This window comes from Rhodococcus sp. RS1C4 (assembly GCF_002258225.1).
Taxonomy (GTDB): Bacteria; Actinomycetota; Actinomycetes; order Mycobacteriales; family Mycobacteriaceae; genus Rhodococcoides; species Rhodococcoides fascians_E.
The window spans coordinates 1-20,137 of record NZ_NOXZ01000045.1; the positions used below are offsets into that span (position 1 = coordinate 1).

Below are 20,137 nucleotides of genomic sequence, written 5' to 3' on the forward strand. Positions count from 1 at the left end.
GTGCGGTCCCGAGGTGCGCGTCGGCCCGTTGTTCACGTTGCCGCGTCGGCCTGCTCGGCCCTGGTTCTTCTCGGAGCTCACAGGGCAACCGCCGTTTCCGTCAGCCGGGCACCGCGCGCCCAGTCGAGTGCTTTCATGAGTTTCTTGCCCTGGGGTTGGACGTCGCCCAGAGCTACTGCGGTCGTTGCAGTCCCGACGAACACCCCGTCCTTGCGGACCAGGACGTGCCCGGCTTCGAGGTCCACGTCCGACACTGCGACCGGGGCTACTTTCAGCCGCACGTCTCCGATCGTCGTCCACGCACCGGGCGACGGGGTCACCGCGCGGACGTGCCGGTCGATCGACGCCGCCGAGGAGGTCCAGTCGATGCGCGCCGAGTCGACGGTGATCTTCGGTGCGTAGGACACGCCGTCTACCGGTTGCGGAACTGCGGAGGCCTCACCGGCCTCGATCGCGTCGAGAGTCGCTTCGAGCAGTACCGCACCACTGAGCGCGAGGCGGCCCAGCAGGTTGCCCGCCGAGTCGGTCGACCCGATGGTTTCGGTGACGACGCCCAGGACCGGGCCGGTGTCCATGCCTTCCTCGAGGAGGAACGTCGATGCGCCCGTCACGTCGTCGCCCGCGGAGATCGCTGCTTGAACCGGGGCCGCGCCCCGCCACGCGGGGAGCAGCGAGAAGTGCAGATTGATCCATCCGAACTTCGGTACGTTCAGCACCGGCCGCGGCAGCAGTGCTCCGTATGCGACGACCGGGCACACGTCGGGTTCGAGCGCGGTGAGAGCGTCGAGGAACTCCGGCTCCGACGGGCGCTGCGGCGTCAACACCGGGATCCCGTGTTCGTCTGCCAGCAGTCCGACGGGCGAGCGTCCGATCTTGCGTCCACGACCTGCGGCCGCATCCGGACGCGTGATCACCGCGACCACGTCGTGCCGATCCGACGAGATCAGTCGCGCCAGCGACGGAACTGCCGGGTCGGGCGTACCTGCGAACACAACGCGCACCAGAGGGCTCCCACGAATAGGTAGAACGGATTTCTCACGAACCACCCATTCTAGGGACCACCCACCGGGCACGAGCACGCCCGTCGATCATGCGTCGGACTCACCGGCGTGCGGTGTCTCCTCCTCGGCCAGAATTCGGTACAGGCGTCTGCGCGCATCGACGAGAACCTCGCTTGCGGCCGCGACCTGACCCGGCGTCCCGACCGCAGCGACCTGACCTGCGGCACCCATCAGCAATCCGATCAGACCCCGCAGGTCCATCGCATCACCTCCGACCGTTCCGCGTACGTCGTCCCACGGAGAACCCAGCTCCTCCCGGTGTTCGTCGACGAACGTCCGGCCGGTCTCGGTCAGGCGAGCCGTCTTGCGACCGTCGACCTTCTCGATCAGGACGAGACCCTCGTCCTCGAGCTGTGAGAGCGCGGGATAGATGGACCCCGGGCTCGGCTTCCACGCGCCCTCGCTCTTCGCGACGATCTGCTGGATCAGCTCGTACCCGTGCATCGGCGACTCGGCCAGGATCAGCAGGACTGCAGCTCGAACGTCACCGCGACGACCTCGTCCTCCGCGGCCGCGGCCGCGGCCGAGGTTGCCCGCAGGCCCGAAACCGCCGGGACCGAAACCGCCGGGACTGAAACCGCCCCGATGATGGGGACCGCCCCGGTGATGCGGTCCCCCGCGCCGTGCGTGTCCGTGGACGTGCTCATGTTCGTAGAAATTTTCCATGTCCGTCTCCTTCTGTATCGTTTGGACGTATTGACGATATATCGACAATACGTTTTCGGCAAGAGTGACGGTCGAGCAGTTCATTGGACGGCGGCCGACAGCTGCCACGAGCGGCTAGCCTGTTCGCACCGAGGTTCGTGTCGATACGAGGGGGCACCATGGCGAACTCACTGAGGAAGCGCGTGATCGCTTCCCTCGGTGCGGTCGCCCTCGTCGTGGCGCTCGCGAGTTCCGGACTTCTCCCCGACGCCGCGTCGGTCGCCCTCGACGACGCAGGCCAACTCGCCGGAGGGATCGCTGCCACCGTCGTGTGCTGGCGCACCGGTGGACGCCGATCCGGCGCACAGCGTCGGTGGCGCCTGCTGATGGCCGCCGGCATGGCGTGCTGGACCGGCGGGATGGTGATCTGGGCCCTCTACCGATCGGTGCTGGATGTGCCCTTGCCATCGCCGTCCTACGCGGACATCGGTTTCTTCCTCTTCCCCATCTTCGCGGTGCCCGCACTCCTGTCCGTGATGCGACGCGCGCCCCATCGCACGGAGTCGGGCAGCACTTACCAGTGGCTCACGTCGGTTCTGGACGGTCTCGTCGTCGTCGGCTCGTTGTTCGTGATCTCGTGGGCGACGGTGCTCGGTCAGGTCGCCCGCTCGGACCGATCCGATTCGCTGCAGTTCCTCATCGCTCTCATGTACCCCATCACCGACCTCGTCCTCCTGGCCATGGTCGGATTGCTCGCCGTGATACCCCGCGTCCTGCGGCGTTACCGGGCTCAGCTCACCCTGCTGGGTGGGGGTCTGACATCGCTGGCCGTCTCCGACAGCCTGTACGCGTACCTGGTCGCATCGGGTGCAAACGAGATGCCGTTGATCGCCGACGCCGGTTTCATCGCCGGACCGGTCCTGATCGCGCTGGCGGCCTCGGCGCCGTCGGTCGTCGCGACGAGCACGGACCCCGAGTTCGCCCCAACACCGGCGCCCATCCGATCACCCGCGCCCATCCGATCACCCGGGCCCACCCGGCCACTCGAGCCCACCGAGTCGCTGCCCGGATCCGGGCACGACCGGACCCAGCTCCTGGTGCCGTACGCGCTGATGGCTCTGACCGGAGTGGCCGTGGCGCTGCAGCGGTTCACGAACGGGACCGTGGACCCTGTCGTCTTCGGTCTGTTTCTCGGCGTGATCGTGCTCGCGGTGGTGCGGCAGGTCATGACGCTCGTACAGAACGACGCGCTCCTGCGCACGCTGTACTCGACTCAGAACGAGCTGACCTATCGCGCGCACCACGACGGATTGACCGGTCTGCTCAATCGCTCCGCCTTCGACGAACACCTCGCCGCCGCCATCGAACGTCACAACGACAACGGCGATGTCGGAGTACTTCTGCTCGTCGACCTGGACGACTTCAAAGCAATCAACGACAGGCTCGGTCACGGAGCAGGCGATCGATCGCTGAAGACTCTGTCGGGTCGACTCGTGGATTCGGTGAACGCTGGAGAACACGGCGGAGTCGTCGCCCGATTCGGCGGCGACGAGTTCACCGTGCTCATCCCGGCATCCATCGATGCCGGCTGCACCACGGCCCGATCGATAGTGGACTCGCTGCGAGAACCACAGGACATCGAGGGCCACGTCGTCTCCATCGGTGCCAGCGTCGGCGTCGTGGAACTCGACGTGTTCGAGCACTCCGTCACCGCTGACGCCCTGCTACGCAACGCCGATCGAGCGATGTACGAGGCCAAGAAGAACGGCAAGGCCGGAGTGTTCGCGTACGACTCCGACGGAACCCTCCGTATGGTCTACAACCTGTCGGTGCAGGGCGCGCCGTTCGACTGGTTCGGTCACGGGCGCTCCGCTGCGGACGCTCAGGGCAGCCGTGGAACCAGTCCGAATATCGTTGCCGGCGAACCGGATCCAGCCCGATTGATCGGACCACCGACCAGAACGTAGGCGCCGGTGGTGGGCAGCTGTTCCAGGTTGCGCAGATTCTCGAGGCTGATGCGATGCCTGTCGTACAGCTTCACCGACACCGGATAGGTGTCGTCGTTGCCGAGGTCGGGCCCGAAGGTGTCGGTTCCCAACGCACCTCGTTCCGCGAGACGACCCGTGTCGATGAGCCACTGCACTGCATCGACGGAGAATCCCGGCTGGTGAGTGACACCGTCGGCGTCGGCGTTCACGTACGCGTCTGTCCCCCAACGCGACTCCCACCCGGTCCACAGAACGACGGCGGCACCGGACGGAATTCGTCCGTTAAACGCCTCCCACTCCTGAAGATCGGCGATCGTCACCGCGTAGTCGGCGTTCGCCGCCGCCTTCTCCCGAATGTCGATCTTCACCGCCGGGAGAAACAGATCCTCCGGAACGAGCTGATCTGCCGTCAGGCCACCGTCCTGGAAATGAGCGGGTGCACCCCAATGCGATCCGGTGTGCTCACCCTCACGAACGTTCTGGAGGTAATAGCCGTCCTCGGCCACCGTCGCAGCCGTCTCGAGCACGAACTCCGGATCGCCGGGGAAGATCGGCGTCGTCGCCGGGTCGTTCACGTGCGAGAGCGACACGATCTTCAGCAGACGGTCCAGCGGTATTCCGAACCCCGGCAGATTCGACGACCCCGACCCCGGTGCCGCCTGGGCGACCGCAGGCCCGGCGAGTTTCGCACCTGCGACGACGGCCAAGCCCGTCGCGACACGTCTGATCAACTGTCTACGTTTCATTTCCCCGACCCCGCTCCGATGTACGACTCGATGTCCAGTCCGACTCGACTGTCGGTATGGACTCTAGGCGCTGAGGGGTGCTGATGGGAGCGTCAACCGATGCGGATCGGATCGATCTGTACGCGAACCGCTTCCGTGTTCTTCCGGGCGCTGCTCGCGGCTTGCGCGTCGGCGAGAGCACGCGCCAGCGCTCCGCCTGCACGACGAGGCACGCGGAGCAGTATTCGCTGTACGTCGCCGGGAAGTCGGTCCTCTCCCCCGCCCGCGGGCAGACGCTGCCCGTCGGGCAGTTCCACGGGCCCGAGGACTTCGGTCTGGGCCGGAAGTTCCGCGGATTCGACGAGCGCCGTGATCGCGGCTGTCGTTCCGTCGACCGCCGCGACGTGGACGGCGGGAGGAAAGCGAACGTCGACGCGCTCGTCCAACTCGCTTCGGGCGTGGCCGACCGGATCCCACCGCACCAACGCCTGAACGGTGGGCAGCTCGGATTCCGCGACCACGACCACCCTGCCGCCGTCGGCACCGGGGCGTACCAGCGCCGACGCCGTCATCCATCGTCTGAGGGTTTCCTCGGCCGCTCGGAGGTCCGCACGCCCGAGCAGTGCCCATCCGTCGAGCAGCAGCGCCGCCCCGTACCCGCCGCTGATCGTCGGTTCCGCACCCACCGTCGAGATCACCAGCGACGCACCGGCATCCACCGAGTCCAGGACAGCGCTTCCACCGGACGTGCGCACCGGAACACCCGGGAAGGCGCGGCCCAACTCCTCGGCGGTGCGGTGCGCGCCGATCACGACCGCACGCAGGGCCCTCGATCCGCACACAGCGCACTTGTGGTTGGTGTCCGCAGCTCCGCACCACCGGCACGTCGGGCTACCTGCTCCGTCGGCACCCGGCGCAGACGGCAACGCGAGCGGTCCGTTGCACCGTCGACATCGAGCGGGGTTGCGGCACTTCGCGCATGCGAGCGACGGTACGTACCCGCCGCGCGGAACCTGAACCAGCACCGCCGTGTCGTTCTTCAGAGCGGTCCTCGCGGCGTCGAACGCGATGGCCGGCAGTCTCGCAGCACGCGCCCCCGGGTCACGTGCCAGCGCATGATCACTGTCCGCCAGCGCGACGATGTGCGGTTGCGCGGCCCGCACCGTCTCACGCGACGCCAACAGGTCGTGAGCCCAGCCCGAGTCGACGAGGGCTTCGGCCTCGGCGGTGCGCGCATGCCCGGCGAGGACGACGCCGCACCCGGTGCCGTGCGCTCGGAGGAGCGCCACCTCGCGCGCATGGGGATAGGGCGAACGTGGTTCGGCGTACCCGTCGTCGCCGTCGTCCCACAGCACCATCAGTCCGAGGTTCTGCACCGGGGCGAACACGGCACTCCTGGTCCCGACCACTACGGACACGTCGCGCCGTAGCGCAGCGAGCCAGCGTCGATAGCGTTTCGCCGGGCCGAGCCCGGCCGACAGTGCCACCACCTGGTCGTCGCCGAGGACGGCCTGGCACGCCGACGCCACTCGGTCCAGATCCCGCTGGTCCGGCACCACTACGACGGCGCTGCGACCCGACGTTGCCGTCACGGCCGCTATCTCCGCGATCCGCCGTGCCCAGTCCTCACCCGGCAGCGCCTGCCAGACCGCTCGGGGTCCACGGCCCGCCCTGAGAGCATCGACGAACGCAGCGCCGTGTGTGTACCTGTCCCACACAGAGGCGTCGACAACTGGGTGGTCGGCAGCGGTGGAGACGGCGGAGACATCCGGCAGCGGCTCCGATTCGACCTTGGCGTGACGCGGCGGGACGGCGAGCCTCAACACGTCGGCGCGCGTTCCTGCGTAGCGGTGCGCAACAGCGTCGACCAGCGTCGCGATCTCCGAGGTGAGGACACGTTCGGGTGAGACGACGCGATCGAGAAAGCCGAGTTTGCCGGTGTGGTCGCTCGTGGCGACACGCTCCACGATGTAGCCGTCGACCAGCCGGCCGGCAAAGCGAATACGCACTCGCACACCGGGATTCGCATCCTCCGAGAGCTCCGCCGGAACGAGGTAGTCGAATTCGCGGTCGAGATGCGGGAGCGGGAGAAGCGGCAACACCCGAGCTACGGGTAGCTCGGGTGCTGCCGCTTTCGGTGCGCTGCTCAGGCGAGTCCCGCGGCCGCGCGGAGCTTGTCTGCGCGGTCCGTCGACTCCCACGGCAGGTCGATGTCGGTTCGGCCGAAGTGGCCGTACGCGGCGGTCTGCGCGTAGATCGGTCGAAGCAGATCCAGATCGCGGATGATGGCGCCCGGACGTAGGTCGAACACCTCCGAGATCGCGGCCTGGATGCGAGCAGGATCGGTCTTCTCGGTTCCGAAGGTCTCCACGAACAGACCGACGGGTGCAGCCTTGCCGATGGCGTAGGCGACCTGTACCTCGATGCGGTCCGCAAGACCTGCCGCCACCGCGTTCTTGGCTACCCAGCGCATCGCGTACGCGGCGCTGCGGTCCACCTTGGACGGATCCTTGCCCGAGAACGCGCCACCGCCGTGCCGGGCCATGCCGCCGTAGGTGTCGACGATGATCTTGCGTCCGGTCAGGCCTGCGTCACCCATGGGCCCGCCGAGAACGAACTTGCCGGTGGGGTTGACCAGCAGCCGGACGTCGGAGGTGTCGAGGGACGGGACGTTCAGTTCCGCCAGGACCGATCCGAGCACCTTCTCGCGAATGTCCGGCGTCAGCAGGTTGTCGAGATCGATGTCCGCGGCGTGCTGCGTGGACACGACCACCGTGTCGAGACGGACTGCGTTGTCACCGTCGTACTCGATGGTGACCTGAGTCTTGCCGTCGGGACGCAGGTACGGCAGGACGCCGCTCTTCCGCACCTCGGTGAGTCGTCGAGAAAGCCTGTGCGCCAGAGCAATCGGCAGTGGCATGAGCTCAGGAGTGTCGGTGTTGGCGTACCCGAACATCAATCCCTGGTCGCCTGCGCCCTGACGGTCGATCTCGTCGTCGGACAACCCCTCGACACGCGCCTCGTGCGAGTGATCGACGCCCTGCGCGATCTCGGGCGACTGTGCGCCGATCGCCACGTTGACTCCGCAGGAGTTGCCGTCGAAGCCCTTCGCCGACGAGTCGTACCCGATCTCGAGCACCTTGTCGCGCACGATCTTGGGGATGTCCGCCCACGCCGTCGTGTTGACCTCACCGGCAACGTGAACCTGGCCCGTCGTGACGAGCGTCTCGACGGCCACGCGTGCACGAGGATCCTCCGTCAGCAGCGCGTCGAGGATCGAGTCGCTGATCGCGTCACAGATCTTGTCGGGGTGGCCCTCTGTTACCGACTCACTGGTGAAGAGCCGACTACCGGACTTGCTCACGTGTTTCCTCTCGACGTGTCAAAAGCGTTCACTTCAGCCAAGCTGTATCTACAAATATTCGACACTAGTCGTGCACAGGATGCCTGTGCACCCTTGCAATCACGGCTGATTCGAACCCGTGCGATGTGTCGATTCCGTGCGCTGTGTCGATTCCGTGCGCTGTGTCGAACCTGCGGACAGTATCGTGCCGACCGCGTCGAGGACGCGGCCTGCGAGCAAGGACTTGGATCCCTCACCCAGTGCGGATTCGGATCCGTCGGCGCCGAGCAACCATCCGTCGTTGTGGTCGACCTCGAACGCCTTGCCTTCGCCCACGGCGTTGACCACCAGTAGGTCGCATCCCTTGCGGGCCAACTTGGCCCTCGCGTAGGTCAGAACGTCGCCGTTCTCGTCACCGGTCTCCGCCGCGAACCCGACGATGACGGTGGAGGCGGGGATTTCGCCTGCTCGACGGGCGTCGACGAGGCCGGCGAGTATGTCGTCGTTCTTGACCAGAGGTATCGAATCGGGCTCGTTCGCGCCCTTCTTGATCTTGCTGCCGGCCACGCTGGCCGGACGGAAGTCCGCTACGGCGGCAGCCATGACGATCGCGTCCGCGTCGGGAGCGAACTTGCGAACCGCGGCCTGCATCTGCTGCGCCGTCTTGACTTCGACGACATCGACAGCGGCGGGGTCCGCCAGATTTGCGGTGTAGCCCGAGATCAAGGTCACATCCGCCCCACGCTGAGCGGCGACTCGCGCGAGCGCGTACCCCTGCTTGCCGGAACTCCTGTTCCCGAGGAACCGAACAGGATCGAGAGGTTCGCGCGTACCGCCCGCCGTGACGACGAGCGTGCGACCGGTCAAGTCACGAGGAAGCGCGTCCGCGCGCTCGGCGAGCAGAAGCGCGAGACCGTAGATTTCGTCTGGGTCGGGGAGTCTGCCTGCCCCCGTGTCGCGTCCGGTCAGCCGACCGGATGCGGGTTCGAGGACGGTGACGCCCCGACTGCGCAGCGTGTCGACGTTGGCGACGGTTGCCGGGTGCTCCCACATCTCGGTGTGCATCGCTGGAGCGAGCAGCACGGGACACCGAGCGGTGAGCAGAGTTGCAGTCAGGAGATCGTCTGCACGGCCGCCGGCGAGTCGAGCCATCAGATCCGCCGTTGCGGGCGCGACGACGACAAGATCGGCTTCCTTGCCGAGCCTGACGTGCGGCACCTCGGGCACGTCGGCGAAAACGCCGGTGTGAACCGGGCTGCCGGACAGAGCCTCGAACGTTGCGCGACCGACGAATTCCAACGCCGATTCCGTGGGCACCACACGAACGTGATGACCTGCCTCGGTGAAGCTACGAATGATGGAACAGCTCTTGTAGGCGGCGATTCCCCCGCCTACCCCGACGACTACGCGCAACGGACCCGGTCCTATTCGATTGTCATTCGCCTTCGGTGTGCTCGAGCAGATCTTCGTGGATCTCGCGGAGCGCGATCGACAGCGGCTTCTCCTGCAGACCCGGCTCGACGAGCGGGCCCACGTACTCGAGGATTCCGTCACCGAGCTGGTTGTAGTAGTCGTTGATCTGGCGTGCACGCTTGGCCGCGTAGATGACCAGTGCGTACTTGGACGACGTGCGAGCGAGGAGCTCGTCGATGGGAGGGTTGGTGATTCCGAGCGGCGTGTCGTAAGCCGGAAGTGCGCTACGCGCGTCGAAGTCGGAACCGGCCAGAGAACTACTGCTCACTATGAATCTCCTGAGTTGTACATCGTGTGTGCTGCGGAGCGCTTTCGTCGATTGCAGGCCGGGGTCAACCGACCGACGACCTACCGACCAACAAGGATACCAACTGAGCACAAGAATGGTCGACATCGGTATTGACAACCACCGTGTCGAACTCCTCCTGCGCAGCCAATTCGACCTTCGCCGTCTCGAGTCTACGTGCGGTGACCGCCGGATCCTCCGTCGCACGCGAGGTCAGGCGCTGGACCAGATCGTCCCACGTGGGCGGGGCCATGAACACCAGAGTTGCCTCCGGCTTCGACACACGTACCGCGCGTGCCCCAGCCAGATCGAGCTCGAGCAGAACGGGCTTGCCGTCCTCCAACGCCGCCTCAACCGGCGCGGCAGGCGTACCGGAACGATGCAGACCACTGTGCACACTCGCCCACTCGAGCAACTCGCCTGCCTCGATCATCCGGTCGAACTCGGCCGCTGTGACGAAGTGGTAGTCCTCGCCGTCGATCTCGCCGGGCCGCGGATCCCGCGTCGTCACCGACACGCTGAACCACAGTTCCGGAAGTTCACGTCGCAACACGCGAACGACGCTGGATTTGCCGACACCGGAGGGACCGGCCAGAACGATCAGCCGGCCCCTCCCGTGCGGTGACGCGTCACTGTCGGACACGTGCCGTACCTCCGTAGATCACGCTTCGAAATCGAATTTGGTCAACAAAGCCTTACGCTGACGATCACCGAGGCCCCGGATGCGCCTCGACGGTGCGATCTCCAACTCGGTCATCAATTCTTGAGCCTTGACCTTACCCACCTTCGGCAACGCCTCCAGCAGGGCCGAGACCTTCATCTTGCCGAGGATCTCGTCGGTCTCCGCATCCGCGAGAACCTGCTTCAGATCGGTCCCGCCTCGCTTGAGCCGCTCCTTGAGCTCGGCACGTACTTTTCGGGCTGCAGCCGCCTTCTCTAGCGCGGCGGCACGCTGCTCCGGCGTCAATTGGGGAAGCGCCACGATTCCTCCGTAACTCGTTCGTCGATGAACCGTGCACCTGTGGTCTCCCGGTGCACGTCGCTGCTGACAGACCAGCGGTAACCAGCAACGACAGCGACGGTACCGACGTGCGGGCCGCGCCGCTAACTCACCCCGTGGCCGACGAGGTCGGTCCTATCGGCTATGAAAGACCCGCCTCGACTTCGTCGCGGAGCGTCGCCGCAGCGCTTCGGAGAGCAGCGACCGACGGCCCGGCAGCGAGAACACCACGCGAGGAGCTGGGAAGCAGCAGCGCTGTCGAGGCGTCGAAGATCTGCGCCAGATCGGCCACTGTCGCACCCTGCGCGCCGAGCCCGGGCGCGAGAATCGGGCCGTCGAAGGACGACAGATCCAGTCCGTGATCACGGGTGGCGCCGACGACGAGGCCGACCGTCGCCGAGCCGTCGCCGTTCGCTGCCGCTGCACCGTCGACGATCGACTGCGCGACCGTCGAGGAACCCGCCGCGGCGTTCTGCAGGGCTGCGCCTTCGGGGTTCGAGGTGCGCGCCAGGACGAACACTCCCCTGCCACCTCGTCGAGCCAGCGAGATCGTGTCCCGCAGGGACTCGAAACCCAGGTACGGCGAGACGGTCACCGCGTCCGACGACAGGTCGGTCCCCTCCCCGAGCCACGTCTGCGCGTACGCGCTCATCGTCGTGCCGATGTCGCCCCGTTTCGCGTCGGCGATCACGAGAGTCCCGGCATCCCGCAGTACCGAGATGGTGCGCTCCAGAACCGCGTATCCCGCACTCCCGTAGGCCTCGAAGAATGCGACCTGAGGTTTCACGACAGCGACCTCGCCGACGAACGCCTCCACGCACTTCTCCGCGAACACCTCGAGCCCCTCGGCGTCCACCGACAGTCCCCACTGCTCGAGCAGTGCAGGGTGAGGATCTATCCCCACGCACAGTCGTCCGCGGTGCTCGATCGCACGGCGGAGCCGTCCGAGCCACCCGTGGTGGCTCATGACGGCCCGGCACCGCCTGCGAGCGCCGCGTGCAGATCCTGCAGCGAACGCACGCCGATACCGCCCGCGATACCTGCCTCGATCCCCAGCACCGCGGCGGACGCGCCCTGCACAGTGGTGATGCACGGAATGTTCTGCGCAACGGCCGCGCTTCGGATCTCGTAACCGTCCACGCGAGGGCCCGAATTGCCGTACGGGGTGTTGATCACCATGGCTACGTCGCCGGCGAGAATGCGATCGACGATGGTCGATTCGCCCGCAGGGACGTCCTCGCCCGATTGCTTGTAGACCTGTTCGCACGCAATCCCGTTGCGTCGCAGCACCTCTGCAGTGCCTTCGGTCGCGAGAATCGTGAAGCCCAGGTCCGTGAGCCGTTTGACCGGGAAGATCAACGAACGCTTGTCCTTGTTGGCCACGGAAACGAACACGGCGCCCGAGGCCGGGAGTGAGCCGTACGCCGCCGTCTGGCTCTTGGCGAACGCGGTACCGAAGTCCGCGTCGATGCCCATGACCTCACCGGTGGACTTCATCTCGGGACTCAGGAGCGTGTCCACGCCCGTTCCGTCGGCACGACGGAAGCGGTTGAACGGAAGCACGGCTTCCTTGACCGCGATCGGTGCGTCGAGCGGCGTCGTTCCCCCGTCGCCTTCCGCGGGAAGCATGCCGCTGGCGCGCAGGTCCGCGATCGACTCACCGAGCATGACGCGGGCGCACGCCTTCGCCAACTGCACTGCCGTCGCCTTGGACACGAACGGCACCGTGCGGCTCGCGCGGGGGTTCGCCTCCAGGACGTACAGGATGTCGTCCTTGAGGGCGTACTGAACGTTGAGCAAACCCTTGACGCCGATGCCCTTGGCGAGCAACTCCGTCGAGCGGCGCACGTTCTCGATGTCCGCTCGGCCCAACGTGATCGGCGGCAGCGCACACGCGGAGTCACCGGAGTGGATTCCGGCTTCCTCGATGTGTTCCATGACGCCGCCGAGGTAGACCTCGCTGCCATCGCACAATGCGTCGACATCGATTTCGACGGCATCCTCGAGGAAGCGGTCGACGAGAACCGGGCGATCGTGCGAGATCTCGGTGGCGCGCGAGATGTAGTCGGCGAGGGATGCCTCGTCGTACACGATCTCCATGCCGCGTCCGCCGAGGACGTACGACGGACGCACCAGCACGGGGTATCCGATGCCGCCGGCGATGTCGCGGGCACCGTCGAACGTGGTCGCGGTGCCGAACTTCGGTGCAGGCAACCCTGCTTCGGTGAGGACGCGTCCGAACTCACCGCGGTCCTCGGCGAGATCGATGGCCTCGGGACTGGTACCGACGATGGGCACACCGGCGGCCTTCAGTCGCTTGGCGAGGCCCAGCGGCGTCTGACCGCCGAGTTGCACGATGACGCCGCGCACGGTTCCCGACGCAGCCTCGGCTCGGTAGACCTCGAGTACGTCCTCGAACGTCAACGGTTCGAAGTAGAGCCGATCGGCGGTGTCGTAATCGGTGGAGACGGTCTCGGGGTTGCAGTTGACCATGACGGTCTCGTACCCGGCTTCCGACAACGTCTGTGCCGCATGGACACACGAGTAGTCGAACTCGATGCCCTGTCCGATTCGGTTCGGGCCCGAGCCGAGAATGAGCACCTTGTCACGTTCACGCTGCTCGGCTACCTCGGACTCCGCCTCGGGGTCGAGTTCGTAGGTTCCGTAGTGGTACGGGGTCTTCGCCTCGAACTCCGCCGCACAGGTGTCGACCGTCTTGTAGACGGGATGGACGCCGAGCTGGTCGCGCAGCGCGCGAACACCGTCCTCGTCCACGAGTTCTGGACGCAGCGCAGCGATCTGGCGGTCCGACAGCCCGTGGTACTTGGCCTGTCGCAACAGCGTCTCGTCGAACTTCTCGGCGGCACGCAGTTCGTTGCCCAGCTCGTGGATCTGCTGGAACTGATCGAGGAACCACGGGTCGATCTTCGTGGCGTCGAACAACTGCTCGAGAGTCGCACCGAGCGCGAAGGCCTTCTCGATGCCGTACATCCGGCCGTCCTTCGGGACCGAGATGTCCTCCAGCAAAGCCTCGAGGCTCACGGCTTCGACCTCGGGGCCGGTCCAGTAGCCCGCGCGCTTGGTCTCGAGCGAACGCATGACCTTGCCGAAGGCTTCGGTGAAGTTGCGCCCGATCGACATGGCCTCGCCGACGGACTTCATCGTCGTCGTCAGGGTGCCGTCGGCGCCGGGGAACTTCTCGAACGCGAACCGAGGTGCCTTGACCACGACGTAGTCGAGCGTCGGCTCGAAGCAGGCGGGTGTTTCCTTGGTGATGTCGTTGACGATCTCGTCGAGCGTGTAGCCGATGGCGAGCTTGGCTGCCATCTTCGCGATCGGGTATCCCGTCGCCTTCGATGCAAGAGCCGACGACCGCGACACGCGGGGGTTCATCTCGATGACGACGAGCCGTCCGTCGGTCGGGTCCATGGCGAACTGGATGTTGCAGCCGCCGGTGTCCACGCCGACCTCACGAAGGATGTCGATCGAGAGGTCACGCATCTTCTGGTACTCGCGGTCGGTCAGCGTCATGGCGGGAGCAACCGTGACCGAGTCCCCGGTGTGCACACCGACCGGGTCGACGTTCTCGATGGAGCAGACGATGACCACGTTGTCGCGGCCGTCGCGCATCAGTTCGAGCTCGTATTCCTTCCATCCGAGGATGGATTCCTCGATGAGCACGTTGGCCGTCGGCGACGCGGCGAGTCCGCCGCCGGCGATGCGTGCAAGGTCCTCGTCGTTGTAGGCCATACCCGAGCCGAGGCCACCCATCGTGAAGGACGGGCGGACGACGACGGGGAATCCGAGATCGGCGACCGTCGCCCGAACCTCGTCCATCGTGTAGCAGACAGCCGAACGAGCCGACTCTCCCCCGACCTTGGCGACGATGTCCTTGAACTTCTGCCGATCCTCACCGCGCTGAATGGCGTCGAAATCGGCACCGATGAGCTCGACGTCGTACTTCTCGAGGATTCCCTGCTCGTGCAGTGCCACCGCGGCGTTGAGCGCCGTCTGGCCGCCGAGCGTCGCCAGCACGGCGTCGATCGGGTTCCCCTGCAGAGCTTCGCGAGCGAAGATCTTCTCGATGAAGTCGGCCGTGATCGGCTCGACGTAGGTGGCGTCGGCGAACTCGGGGTCGGTCATGATGGTGGCCGGATTGGAGTTGACGAGGCTGACGCGCAGTCCTTCCTCGCGGAGCACCCGACAAGCCTGGGTTCCGGAGTAGTCGAACTCACAGGCCTGTCCGATGACGATCGGTCCCGATCCGATGACCAGGACGTGTCCCAGATCTGAGCGGCGTGGCATTACTTGTCAGCTCCCTCGAGGGTGGATGTGAACCGATCGAACAGGTAGGCGGCGTCGTGCGGGCCTGCCGCTGCCTCCGGGTGGTACTGGACCGAGAACGCGGTGCCGCTCAGCAGCTCCACGCCCTCGACCGTCCCGTCGTTGGCGCAGGTGTGGCTGATACGAGCCCGACCGAAGTCGGTGTCGAATTCCTCGCCCGCTTCGCCTTCGAGAGCGAACCCGTGGTTCTGGGCGGTGATGGCGATACGTCCGGTGGTGTGTTCGACGACCGGGATGTTCATGCCGCGGTGGCCGAACTTCATCTTGTACGTGCTACGCCCGAGCGCGCGTCCGAGGATCTGGTTACCGAAACAGATGCCGAAGAGCGGCAGCTTCCTCTCCAGCACCTCGCGAGTGAGCGCAACGTTGGCGTCGGCCGTTGCCGGGTCGCCCGGTCCGTTGGACAGGAACACCCCGTCCGGTTTCAGTTCCAGAATCTGCTCGATCGACGTGGCCGACGGGACGACGTGCACGCGGATACCGCGCTCGGCGAACATCCGTGGGGTGTTGGTCTTGATTCCCAGGTCCACTGCGACGACGGTGTAGCGGGCGTCGCCGCCCGTCGGCTCGATGACGTAACCGGACTTCGTGGTGACTTCACCCGCCAGGTCGGCGCCGAGCATGGAGGGCTGATCCAGGACCTGCTGCAGCATCTCGTCCTGGGTGCCCAGAGCGTCCCCGGAAAAGACGCCCGCACGCATGGATCCGCGTGTACGCAGGTGACGCACCAGTGCTCTGGTGTCGATCCCCGCGATGCCCACGACGCTCTGTGCTTCGAGCTGATCCTGCAACGAACCGGTCGCGCGCCAACTCGACGTGCGCCGAGCCGGGTCTCGAACGACGTAGCCGGCAACCCAGATCTTGTTGGGATCCTGAGCGCTGGCCGCTTCGCCGTCCTCCTGGTTCCAGCCTGTGTTGCCGATCTGCGGCGCCGTGGCGACGACGATCTGGCGGTGGTAGCTGGGATCGGTCAGTGTCTCCTGGTAGCCGGTCATGCCGGTGCAGAACACGGCCTCTCCGAGCGTCCGGCCCTGTGCACCGAAGGTGGTGCCGCGGAAGGTCCGGCCGTCCTCCAGAACAAGAACTGCGCTGCTCACGCCGTTGTCTCCTTCGAATCGTGTCGATCGGTATCGGTGTCCACCCAGATGGGGTAGACGAGTTTGTCGTCGGCGCGGAAGCCTGTGTCGATCTCGGTGCCGGTGGGAAGCGTCCAGCGGATGACGAGCAGTCCGTCCTTGCTCATGACCTTGCCCGCGAGCCCGCGTTCGGTTCGGATCACCGAGATGGACTCCTGCGGAATCCAGATTGTGGACTCCCCGGAACGCTCGAGCAGGATTCCTCGCTCGTGTCGGGACAGCTCACCGGTCGCGCGGTGGCCGATGTCGCCGACGGCGATGCGGTCCTGCCAGCTGGGGGCGATGGTGCTGCCCACGTACAGCCCGGTGGAGGGTTCGATCAGTGTCGCGCCGAGGTCGTCCGGGACCGGTGGGAACGAGCCGATCGAGTCGGCTTGACGCTTCTGCCTGCCTCGCCAACCCCAGAAGATGAGGCCGATCATCGCGATCCAGAACACGATGAACGCGATGACGATAAGAACTCTGTCCATTACTCGCTCACCTTCCGGTCATCGACACTTCCGAGTCCGAGACGGTCGGGGCGTCGAACCACACCGTCGCGAGCGGTGATTCGACCGCGCAGCAGCGTGGTGGTGACCTTGGCGGAGAAGGTCATCTCCTCGAACGGTGTGTTGTGCGACAGGCTGGCCAAGCCCTTGCCTCGCACCGTCCACGGCGAAGCGGGATCGACGAGGACGAGGTTGGCGACCTCCCCCACTTCCACGGGTCGTCCTTGATCCGGGAGGCCGACGATCTCGGCCGGACGCTCGCTCATCACCCTGGCAACACCGCGCCAGTCCAGCAGGTCGGTGTCCACCATCGTCTGCGCAACGATCGCAAGCGCGGTCTCGAGGCCCAGCATTCCTGGACGTGCCTGGGAGAATTCGCAGCACTTCTCCTGCTCCGCATGCGGTGCATGGTCGGTCGCGACGCAGTCGACCGTGCCGTCGGCCAGTCCTCGCCGGAGAGCGTCGACATCCGATGCTTCCCGGAGCGGTGGGTTGACCTTGTTGATCGCGTCGTACGTCTCGAGCCGCGAATCGTCGAGCAGAAGGTGGTGAGGCGTCACCTCGGCGGAGATCGAAATCCCCTGCCCCCGCGCCCACTTCAGGATCTCGACCGTTCCGGCAGTGGACGCATGGCAGATGTGCACCTTCGCACCCGCATCGCGCGCCAACAACGCGTCCCGGGCGACGATGGACTCCTCAGCGGCGCGTGGCCACCCGGTCAACCCGAGCCGAGCCGCAGTCGGGCCCTCGTGCGCCACGGCTCCGACGGTCAACCGAGGCTCTTCGGCATGCTGCGCGACGAGAACACCCAGAGAGCTCGAGTACTCGAGTGCCCGGCGCATGATCAACGGGTCGTCGACGCACTTGCCGTCGTCGGAGAACATCTTCACCTTGCCGACACCACCGGCCATGGTCGCCATCTCGGCGAGCTGAGTACCACCGAGCCCGACGGTCACCGCTCCGACGGGATGCACGTCGACCAAGCCGACTTCCTGCCCGCGACGCCACACGTGGTCGGTGATGACGACGGAATCGGCGACAGGCGCGGTGTTGGCCATCGCGAACACTGCGGTGTATCCGCCCAGTGCCGCGGCAGCAGATCCACTGTCGATGGTCTCGGTGTCCTCACGACCCGGCTCACGCAGATGTGTGTGCAGATCCACGAATCCGGGAAGCAGAATCTGCCCGCTCCCCTCGACGACCTCGGCATCGCCGGCGTCGAGATCGGTTCCGATCGCGGCGATCTGGCCGTCGGACACGAGAACGTCGGTGGCCGGTTGTTCCCCGTAGACGAGGACGTTGCGGAGCAGAACGCTCACAGCGCACCTCCGTCCGAGCCGACGAGCAATCGGAACAGCACCGCCATGCGCACATGAACTCCGTTCGTAACCTGTTGCAATACAGCAGTCCGCGGTGAATCCGCCACCGACGACGCAATTTCCATTCCGCGCAGCATCGGACCGGGATGCAGAACGACAGCGTGCTCGGGCAGAAGATCGAGCCGCTTCTGCGACAACCCGTAGGTGATCGAGTACTCCTTCGGCGAGGGGAAGAACCCACCGTTCATACGCTCCGCCTGCACCCGCAACATCAGCACCGCATCGAGCGCGGGCAACTCGGCGTCGATGCTGTGAGACACCCGAACCGGCCACGTCGACGCTCCGACCGGAAGCAACGTGGGCGGCGCGATGAGCACGACCTCGGCCCCCAGCGTCGACAGCAGAATCGCATTCGACCGCGCCACACGACTGTGCAGAATGTCCCCGACGATTCCGATGCGCTTGCCTTCGATGTCGCCGAGCCGCTGCCGCAACGTCAACGCATCCAGAAGCGCCTGCGTCGGGTGTTCGTGAGTACCGTCGCCTGCATTGATGACCGACGGGCCGCCGGATGCGGAAGCGTCGAAGGACCCACCGGTTCCCAGCCCAGCCGTCCACTTCGCGATCTGGTGCGCAGCACCCGACGCAGGGTGACGAACGATCAACGCATCCGCGCCCGCCGCCCGCAACGTCATCGCCGTGTCACGAAGAGACTCACCCTTGGACACCGACGAGCTGCTGGCACTGACATTGATGACATCGGCACTCATCCACTTGCCCGCCACCTCGAACGACACCCTCGTCCGGGTCGAGTTCTCGAAGAACACCGTCATCACCGTGCGTCCCCGCAACGTCGGAAGCTTCTTTACCTCCCGGCCCAGCAACGCCTGCTCGAACCGGTCCGCGTCGTCGAGCAGTTCGGTCGCGCTCTCACGGCTCAGATCCGCAACCGACAACAAATGCTTCACCGAGCGTCCTTCCCGTCTTCCTCTGGGTCACTCCTGCGGGCTCCGCTCCCGTCTTGATCCGGGTCACTCCTGCGGGCTCCGCTCCCGTCCACTTCCGGGTCACTCCTGCGGGCTCCGCTCCCGTCCACTTCCGGGTCACTCCTGCGGGCTCCGCTCCCGTCCGAAATGCTGACGCGATCGTGGCCGTCGTGCTCGACCAACTGCACCGACACGTCCTCGGTACGCGCGGTCGGTACGTTCTTGCCGACGTAATCCGCCCGGAGGGGTAGTTCGCGGTGACCGCGGTCGACGAGGACCGCCAGTTGAACGGCACGCGGTCGACCGAGGTCGCGCAGTGCATCCAGGGCCGAGCGGACCGTGCGGCCGGAGAAGAGGACATCGTCGACGAGGACCACGAGGGCGTCGTCGACGCCGCCCGAGGGGACGGACGTGCGTTCGAGGGGGCGATGCGGCTTTCCGCGAAGATCGTCGCGGTAGAGGGTGATGTCCAGCGAACCGACGGGCGGGCGGACGCCGGTGAACGTTTCGATCCGCTCGGCGAGTCGCTCGGCCAACGTGGTCCCGCGAGTCGGGATACCGAGGAGGACCACGCGGGGCGCATCCGCGGAGTCGAGTGCCGTCTTCTCGATGATCTGGTGTGCCATTCGAGACACGGTCCGACCAACGTCGGCGGCGGAGAGAAGCTCACGCGACGAGCCGGGTGACGGGGGATCAGGCGTCGAGGGATCGGGGGGCACAACGGACGCAGGCAAACTACGACCTCCTTCTCCGCCTCTCTGGACGGATCGTTAAAGGATGTCTGACGGTGTAACAGCCTAGCAACGACGCTCCCCGACGGCGTAATTCGGGGAGCGTCGCGTGAGCGGTATTACTCGCTGTCGGTGCTGCTGTTCGCGTCGTCCCGGGAGGACACCGCAGCAGCAGCTGCGCGGACCTGTGGGGCGACGAGAACGATCTGGCCGAGAACACCGTTGACGAACGACGGTGAATCGTCGGTGGACAGCTGCTTGGCCAGTTCGACCGCTTCGTCGACAGCGACGACGGGAGGCACGTCGGTGGCGTGGAACAGTTCCCACACCGCGACACGAAGGATCGCCCGATCCACCGCGGGAAGCCTGTTCAGGGTCCAGTCGGTCAGGTGATCGGAAATCACACTGTCCAGCCGGTCCAGGTTCTCCGCTACCCCGCCGACGAGAGTTTCGGTGTACTCGCTGACCGGCGCGATCGAATCGTCGCCGCGAGCGAGCTCGATGCGTTCCTTCGCCAGGTTCACAGGATCGGTGTCCCGAGCCTCGGCTTCGAACAGGAAGTCCACGGCCCGCTTGCGGGCCTTGTGGCGTGCACCGAGCTTCTTCACCGGC

At 66.1% G+C, this 20,137-nt stretch carries 17 protein-coding genes and 1 pseudogene; 1 reads left to right on the plus strand and 17 read right to left on the minus strand.

The features are described 5' to 3' along the window. Positions 1-77 precede the first annotated feature (77 nt). Together fmt and CH289_RS23000 are read right to left on the minus strand one after the other, a co-directional pair. Entirely contained in the window at positions 78-1,001 is a 924-nt protein-coding gene (gene fmt, locus CH289_RS22995; RefSeq protein WP_027498524.1) for a methionyl-tRNA formyltransferase, read from the minus strand. An 87-nt stretch (positions 1,002-1,088) separates the two neighbouring features. Next, a complete protein-coding gene (locus tag CH289_RS23000) occupies positions 1,089-1,727 on the minus strand; it encodes a PadR family transcriptional regulator (protein ID WP_081631833.1) in 639 nt (212 codons plus the stop codon). 158 nt (positions 1,728-1,885) lie between these two features. On the opposite strand from CH289_RS23000, the gene CH289_RS23005 reads away from it, so the two are divergent. Beyond that, positions 1,886-3,673: a GGDEF domain-containing protein gene (locus CH289_RS23005; RefSeq protein WP_020110124.1), complete on the plus strand. Its 1,788-nt coding sequence runs from the start codon at positions 1,886-1,888 to the stop codon at positions 3,671-3,673. On the opposite strand, the gene CH289_RS23010 is transcribed toward CH289_RS23005, so the two are convergent. From CH289_RS23010 to nusB, 15 genes and pseudogenes are all read right to left on the minus strand, one after another. Then, positions 3,589-4,440 carry a cyclase family protein gene (locus CH289_RS23010; RefSeq protein WP_094728672.1) on the minus strand — a complete coding sequence of 284 codons (852 nt, stop codon included), beginning with the start codon at positions 4,438-4,440 and terminating at the stop codon, positions 3,589-3,591. The two genes, CH289_RS23005 and CH289_RS23010, sit on opposite strands and share 85 nt — an antisense overlap. Before the next feature lie 92 nt (positions 4,441-4,532). Next, positions 4,533-6,569, minus strand: a complete 2,037-nt coding sequence (locus CH289_RS23015; protein ID WP_179276859.1) for a primosomal protein N' — start codon at positions 6,567-6,569, stop codon at positions 4,533-4,535. Next, positions 6,566-7,783 carry a methionine adenosyltransferase gene (gene metK / locus CH289_RS23020; protein ID WP_019666379.1) on the minus strand — a complete coding sequence of 406 codons (1,218 nt, stop codon included), beginning with the start codon at positions 7,781-7,783 and terminating at the stop codon, positions 6,566-6,568. The genes CH289_RS23015 and metK overlap by 4 nt, the downstream gene beginning before the upstream one ends. A gap of 99 nt (positions 7,784-7,882) precedes the next feature. Next, a complete protein-coding gene (coaBC, locus tag CH289_RS23025) occupies positions 7,883-9,175 on the minus strand; it encodes a bifunctional phosphopantothenoylcysteine decarboxylase/phosphopantothenate--cysteine ligase CoaBC (protein WP_094728674.1) in 1,293 nt (430 codons plus the stop codon). A gap of 22 nt (positions 9,176-9,197) precedes the next feature. After that, positions 9,198-9,503, minus strand: a complete 306-nt coding sequence (gene rpoZ, locus CH289_RS23030) for a DNA-directed RNA polymerase subunit omega (RefSeq protein ID WP_019666381.1) — start codon at positions 9,501-9,503, stop codon at positions 9,198-9,200. A 64-nt stretch (positions 9,504-9,567) separates the two neighbouring features. Next, entirely contained in the window at positions 9,568-10,164 is a 597-nt protein-coding gene (gene gmk / locus CH289_RS23035; RefSeq protein WP_019666382.1) for a guanylate kinase, read from the minus strand. 18 nt (positions 10,165-10,182) lie between these two features. Then, entirely contained in the window at positions 10,183-10,503 is a 321-nt protein-coding gene (gene mihF / locus CH289_RS23040; RefSeq protein ID WP_019666383.1) for an integration host factor, actinobacterial type, read from the minus strand. Between the two features lie 160 nt (positions 10,504-10,663). Next, on the minus strand, positions 10,664-11,488 hold the full coding sequence (gene pyrF, locus CH289_RS23045) for an orotidine-5'-phosphate decarboxylase (protein ID WP_179276858.1): 825 nt from the start codon (positions 11,486-11,488) through the stop codon (positions 10,664-10,666). Then, the gene (gene carB, locus CH289_RS23050) at positions 11,485-14,826 is read right to left on the minus strand and encodes a carbamoyl-phosphate synthase large subunit (protein WP_094728676.1); all 3,342 of its coding nucleotides are present in this window, start codon (positions 14,824-14,826) and stop codon (positions 11,485-11,487) included. Before carB ends, pyrF begins: the two co-directional genes overlap by 4 nt. Further along, positions 14,826-15,962 (minus strand): glutamine-hydrolyzing carbamoyl-phosphate synthase small subunit, encoded by a 1,137-nt coding sequence (gene carA / locus CH289_RS23055; RefSeq protein ID WP_019666386.1) that lies wholly within the window; start codon positions 15,960-15,962, stop codon positions 14,826-14,828. Before carA ends, carB begins: the two co-directional genes overlap by 1 nt. After that, the gene (locus CH289_RS23060; RefSeq protein ID WP_019666387.1) at positions 15,959-16,471 is read right to left on the minus strand and encodes a PH-like domain-containing protein; all 513 of its coding nucleotides are present in this window, start codon (positions 16,469-16,471) and stop codon (positions 15,959-15,961) included. Before CH289_RS23060 ends, carA begins: the two co-directional genes overlap by 4 nt. Further along, positions 16,471-17,808 (minus strand): dihydroorotase, encoded by a 1,338-nt coding sequence (locus CH289_RS23065; protein WP_019666388.1) that lies wholly within the window; start codon positions 17,806-17,808, stop codon positions 16,471-16,473. The genes CH289_RS23060 and CH289_RS23065 overlap by 1 nt, the downstream gene beginning before the upstream one ends. Beyond that, positions 17,805-18,776: an aspartate carbamoyltransferase catalytic subunit gene (locus CH289_RS23070; RefSeq protein ID WP_019666389.1), complete on the minus strand. Its 972-nt coding sequence runs from the start codon at positions 18,774-18,776 to the stop codon at positions 17,805-17,807. The genes CH289_RS23065 and CH289_RS23070 overlap by 4 nt, the downstream gene beginning before the upstream one ends. A 155-nt stretch (positions 18,777-18,931) precedes the next feature. Then, a pseudogene (gene pyrR / locus CH289_RS23075) lies at positions 18,932-19,513 on the minus strand (bifunctional pyr operon transcriptional regulator/uracil phosphoribosyltransferase PyrR); the annotation flags it as partial. Between the two features lie 131 nt (positions 19,514-19,644). Beyond that, positions 19,645-20,133: a transcription antitermination factor NusB gene (gene nusB, locus CH289_RS23080; protein ID WP_026348015.1), complete on the minus strand. Its 489-nt coding sequence runs from the start codon at positions 20,131-20,133 to the stop codon at positions 19,645-19,647. Positions 20,134-20,137 lie beyond the last annotated feature (4 nt).

Bases quoted from the DNA above. Each gene is read 5' to 3' on its own strand.
- CH289_RS23010 (WP_094728672.1), bottom strand. From the start codon at position 4,440: ATGAAACGTAGACAGTTGATCAGACGTGTCGCGACGGGCTTGGCCGTC.
- CH289_RS23060 (WP_019666387.1), bottom strand. From the start codon at position 16,471: ATGGACAGAGTTCTTATCGTCATCGCGTTCATCGTGTTCTGGATCGCG.
- CH289_RS23005 (WP_020110124.1), top strand. From the start codon at position 1,886: ATGGCGAACTCACTGAGGAAGCGCGTGATCGCTTCCCTCGGTGCGGTC.
- carB (WP_094728676.1), bottom strand. From the start codon at position 14,826: ATGCCACGCCGCTCAGATCTGGGACACGTCCTGGTCATCGGATCGGGA.
- pyrF (WP_179276858.1), bottom strand. From the start codon at position 11,488: ATGAGCCACCACGGGTGGCTCGGACGGCTCCGCCGTGCGATCGAGCAC.
- CH289_RS23000 (WP_081631833.1), bottom strand. From the start codon at position 1,727: ATGGAAAATTTCTACGAACATGAGCACGTCCACGGACACGCACGGCGC.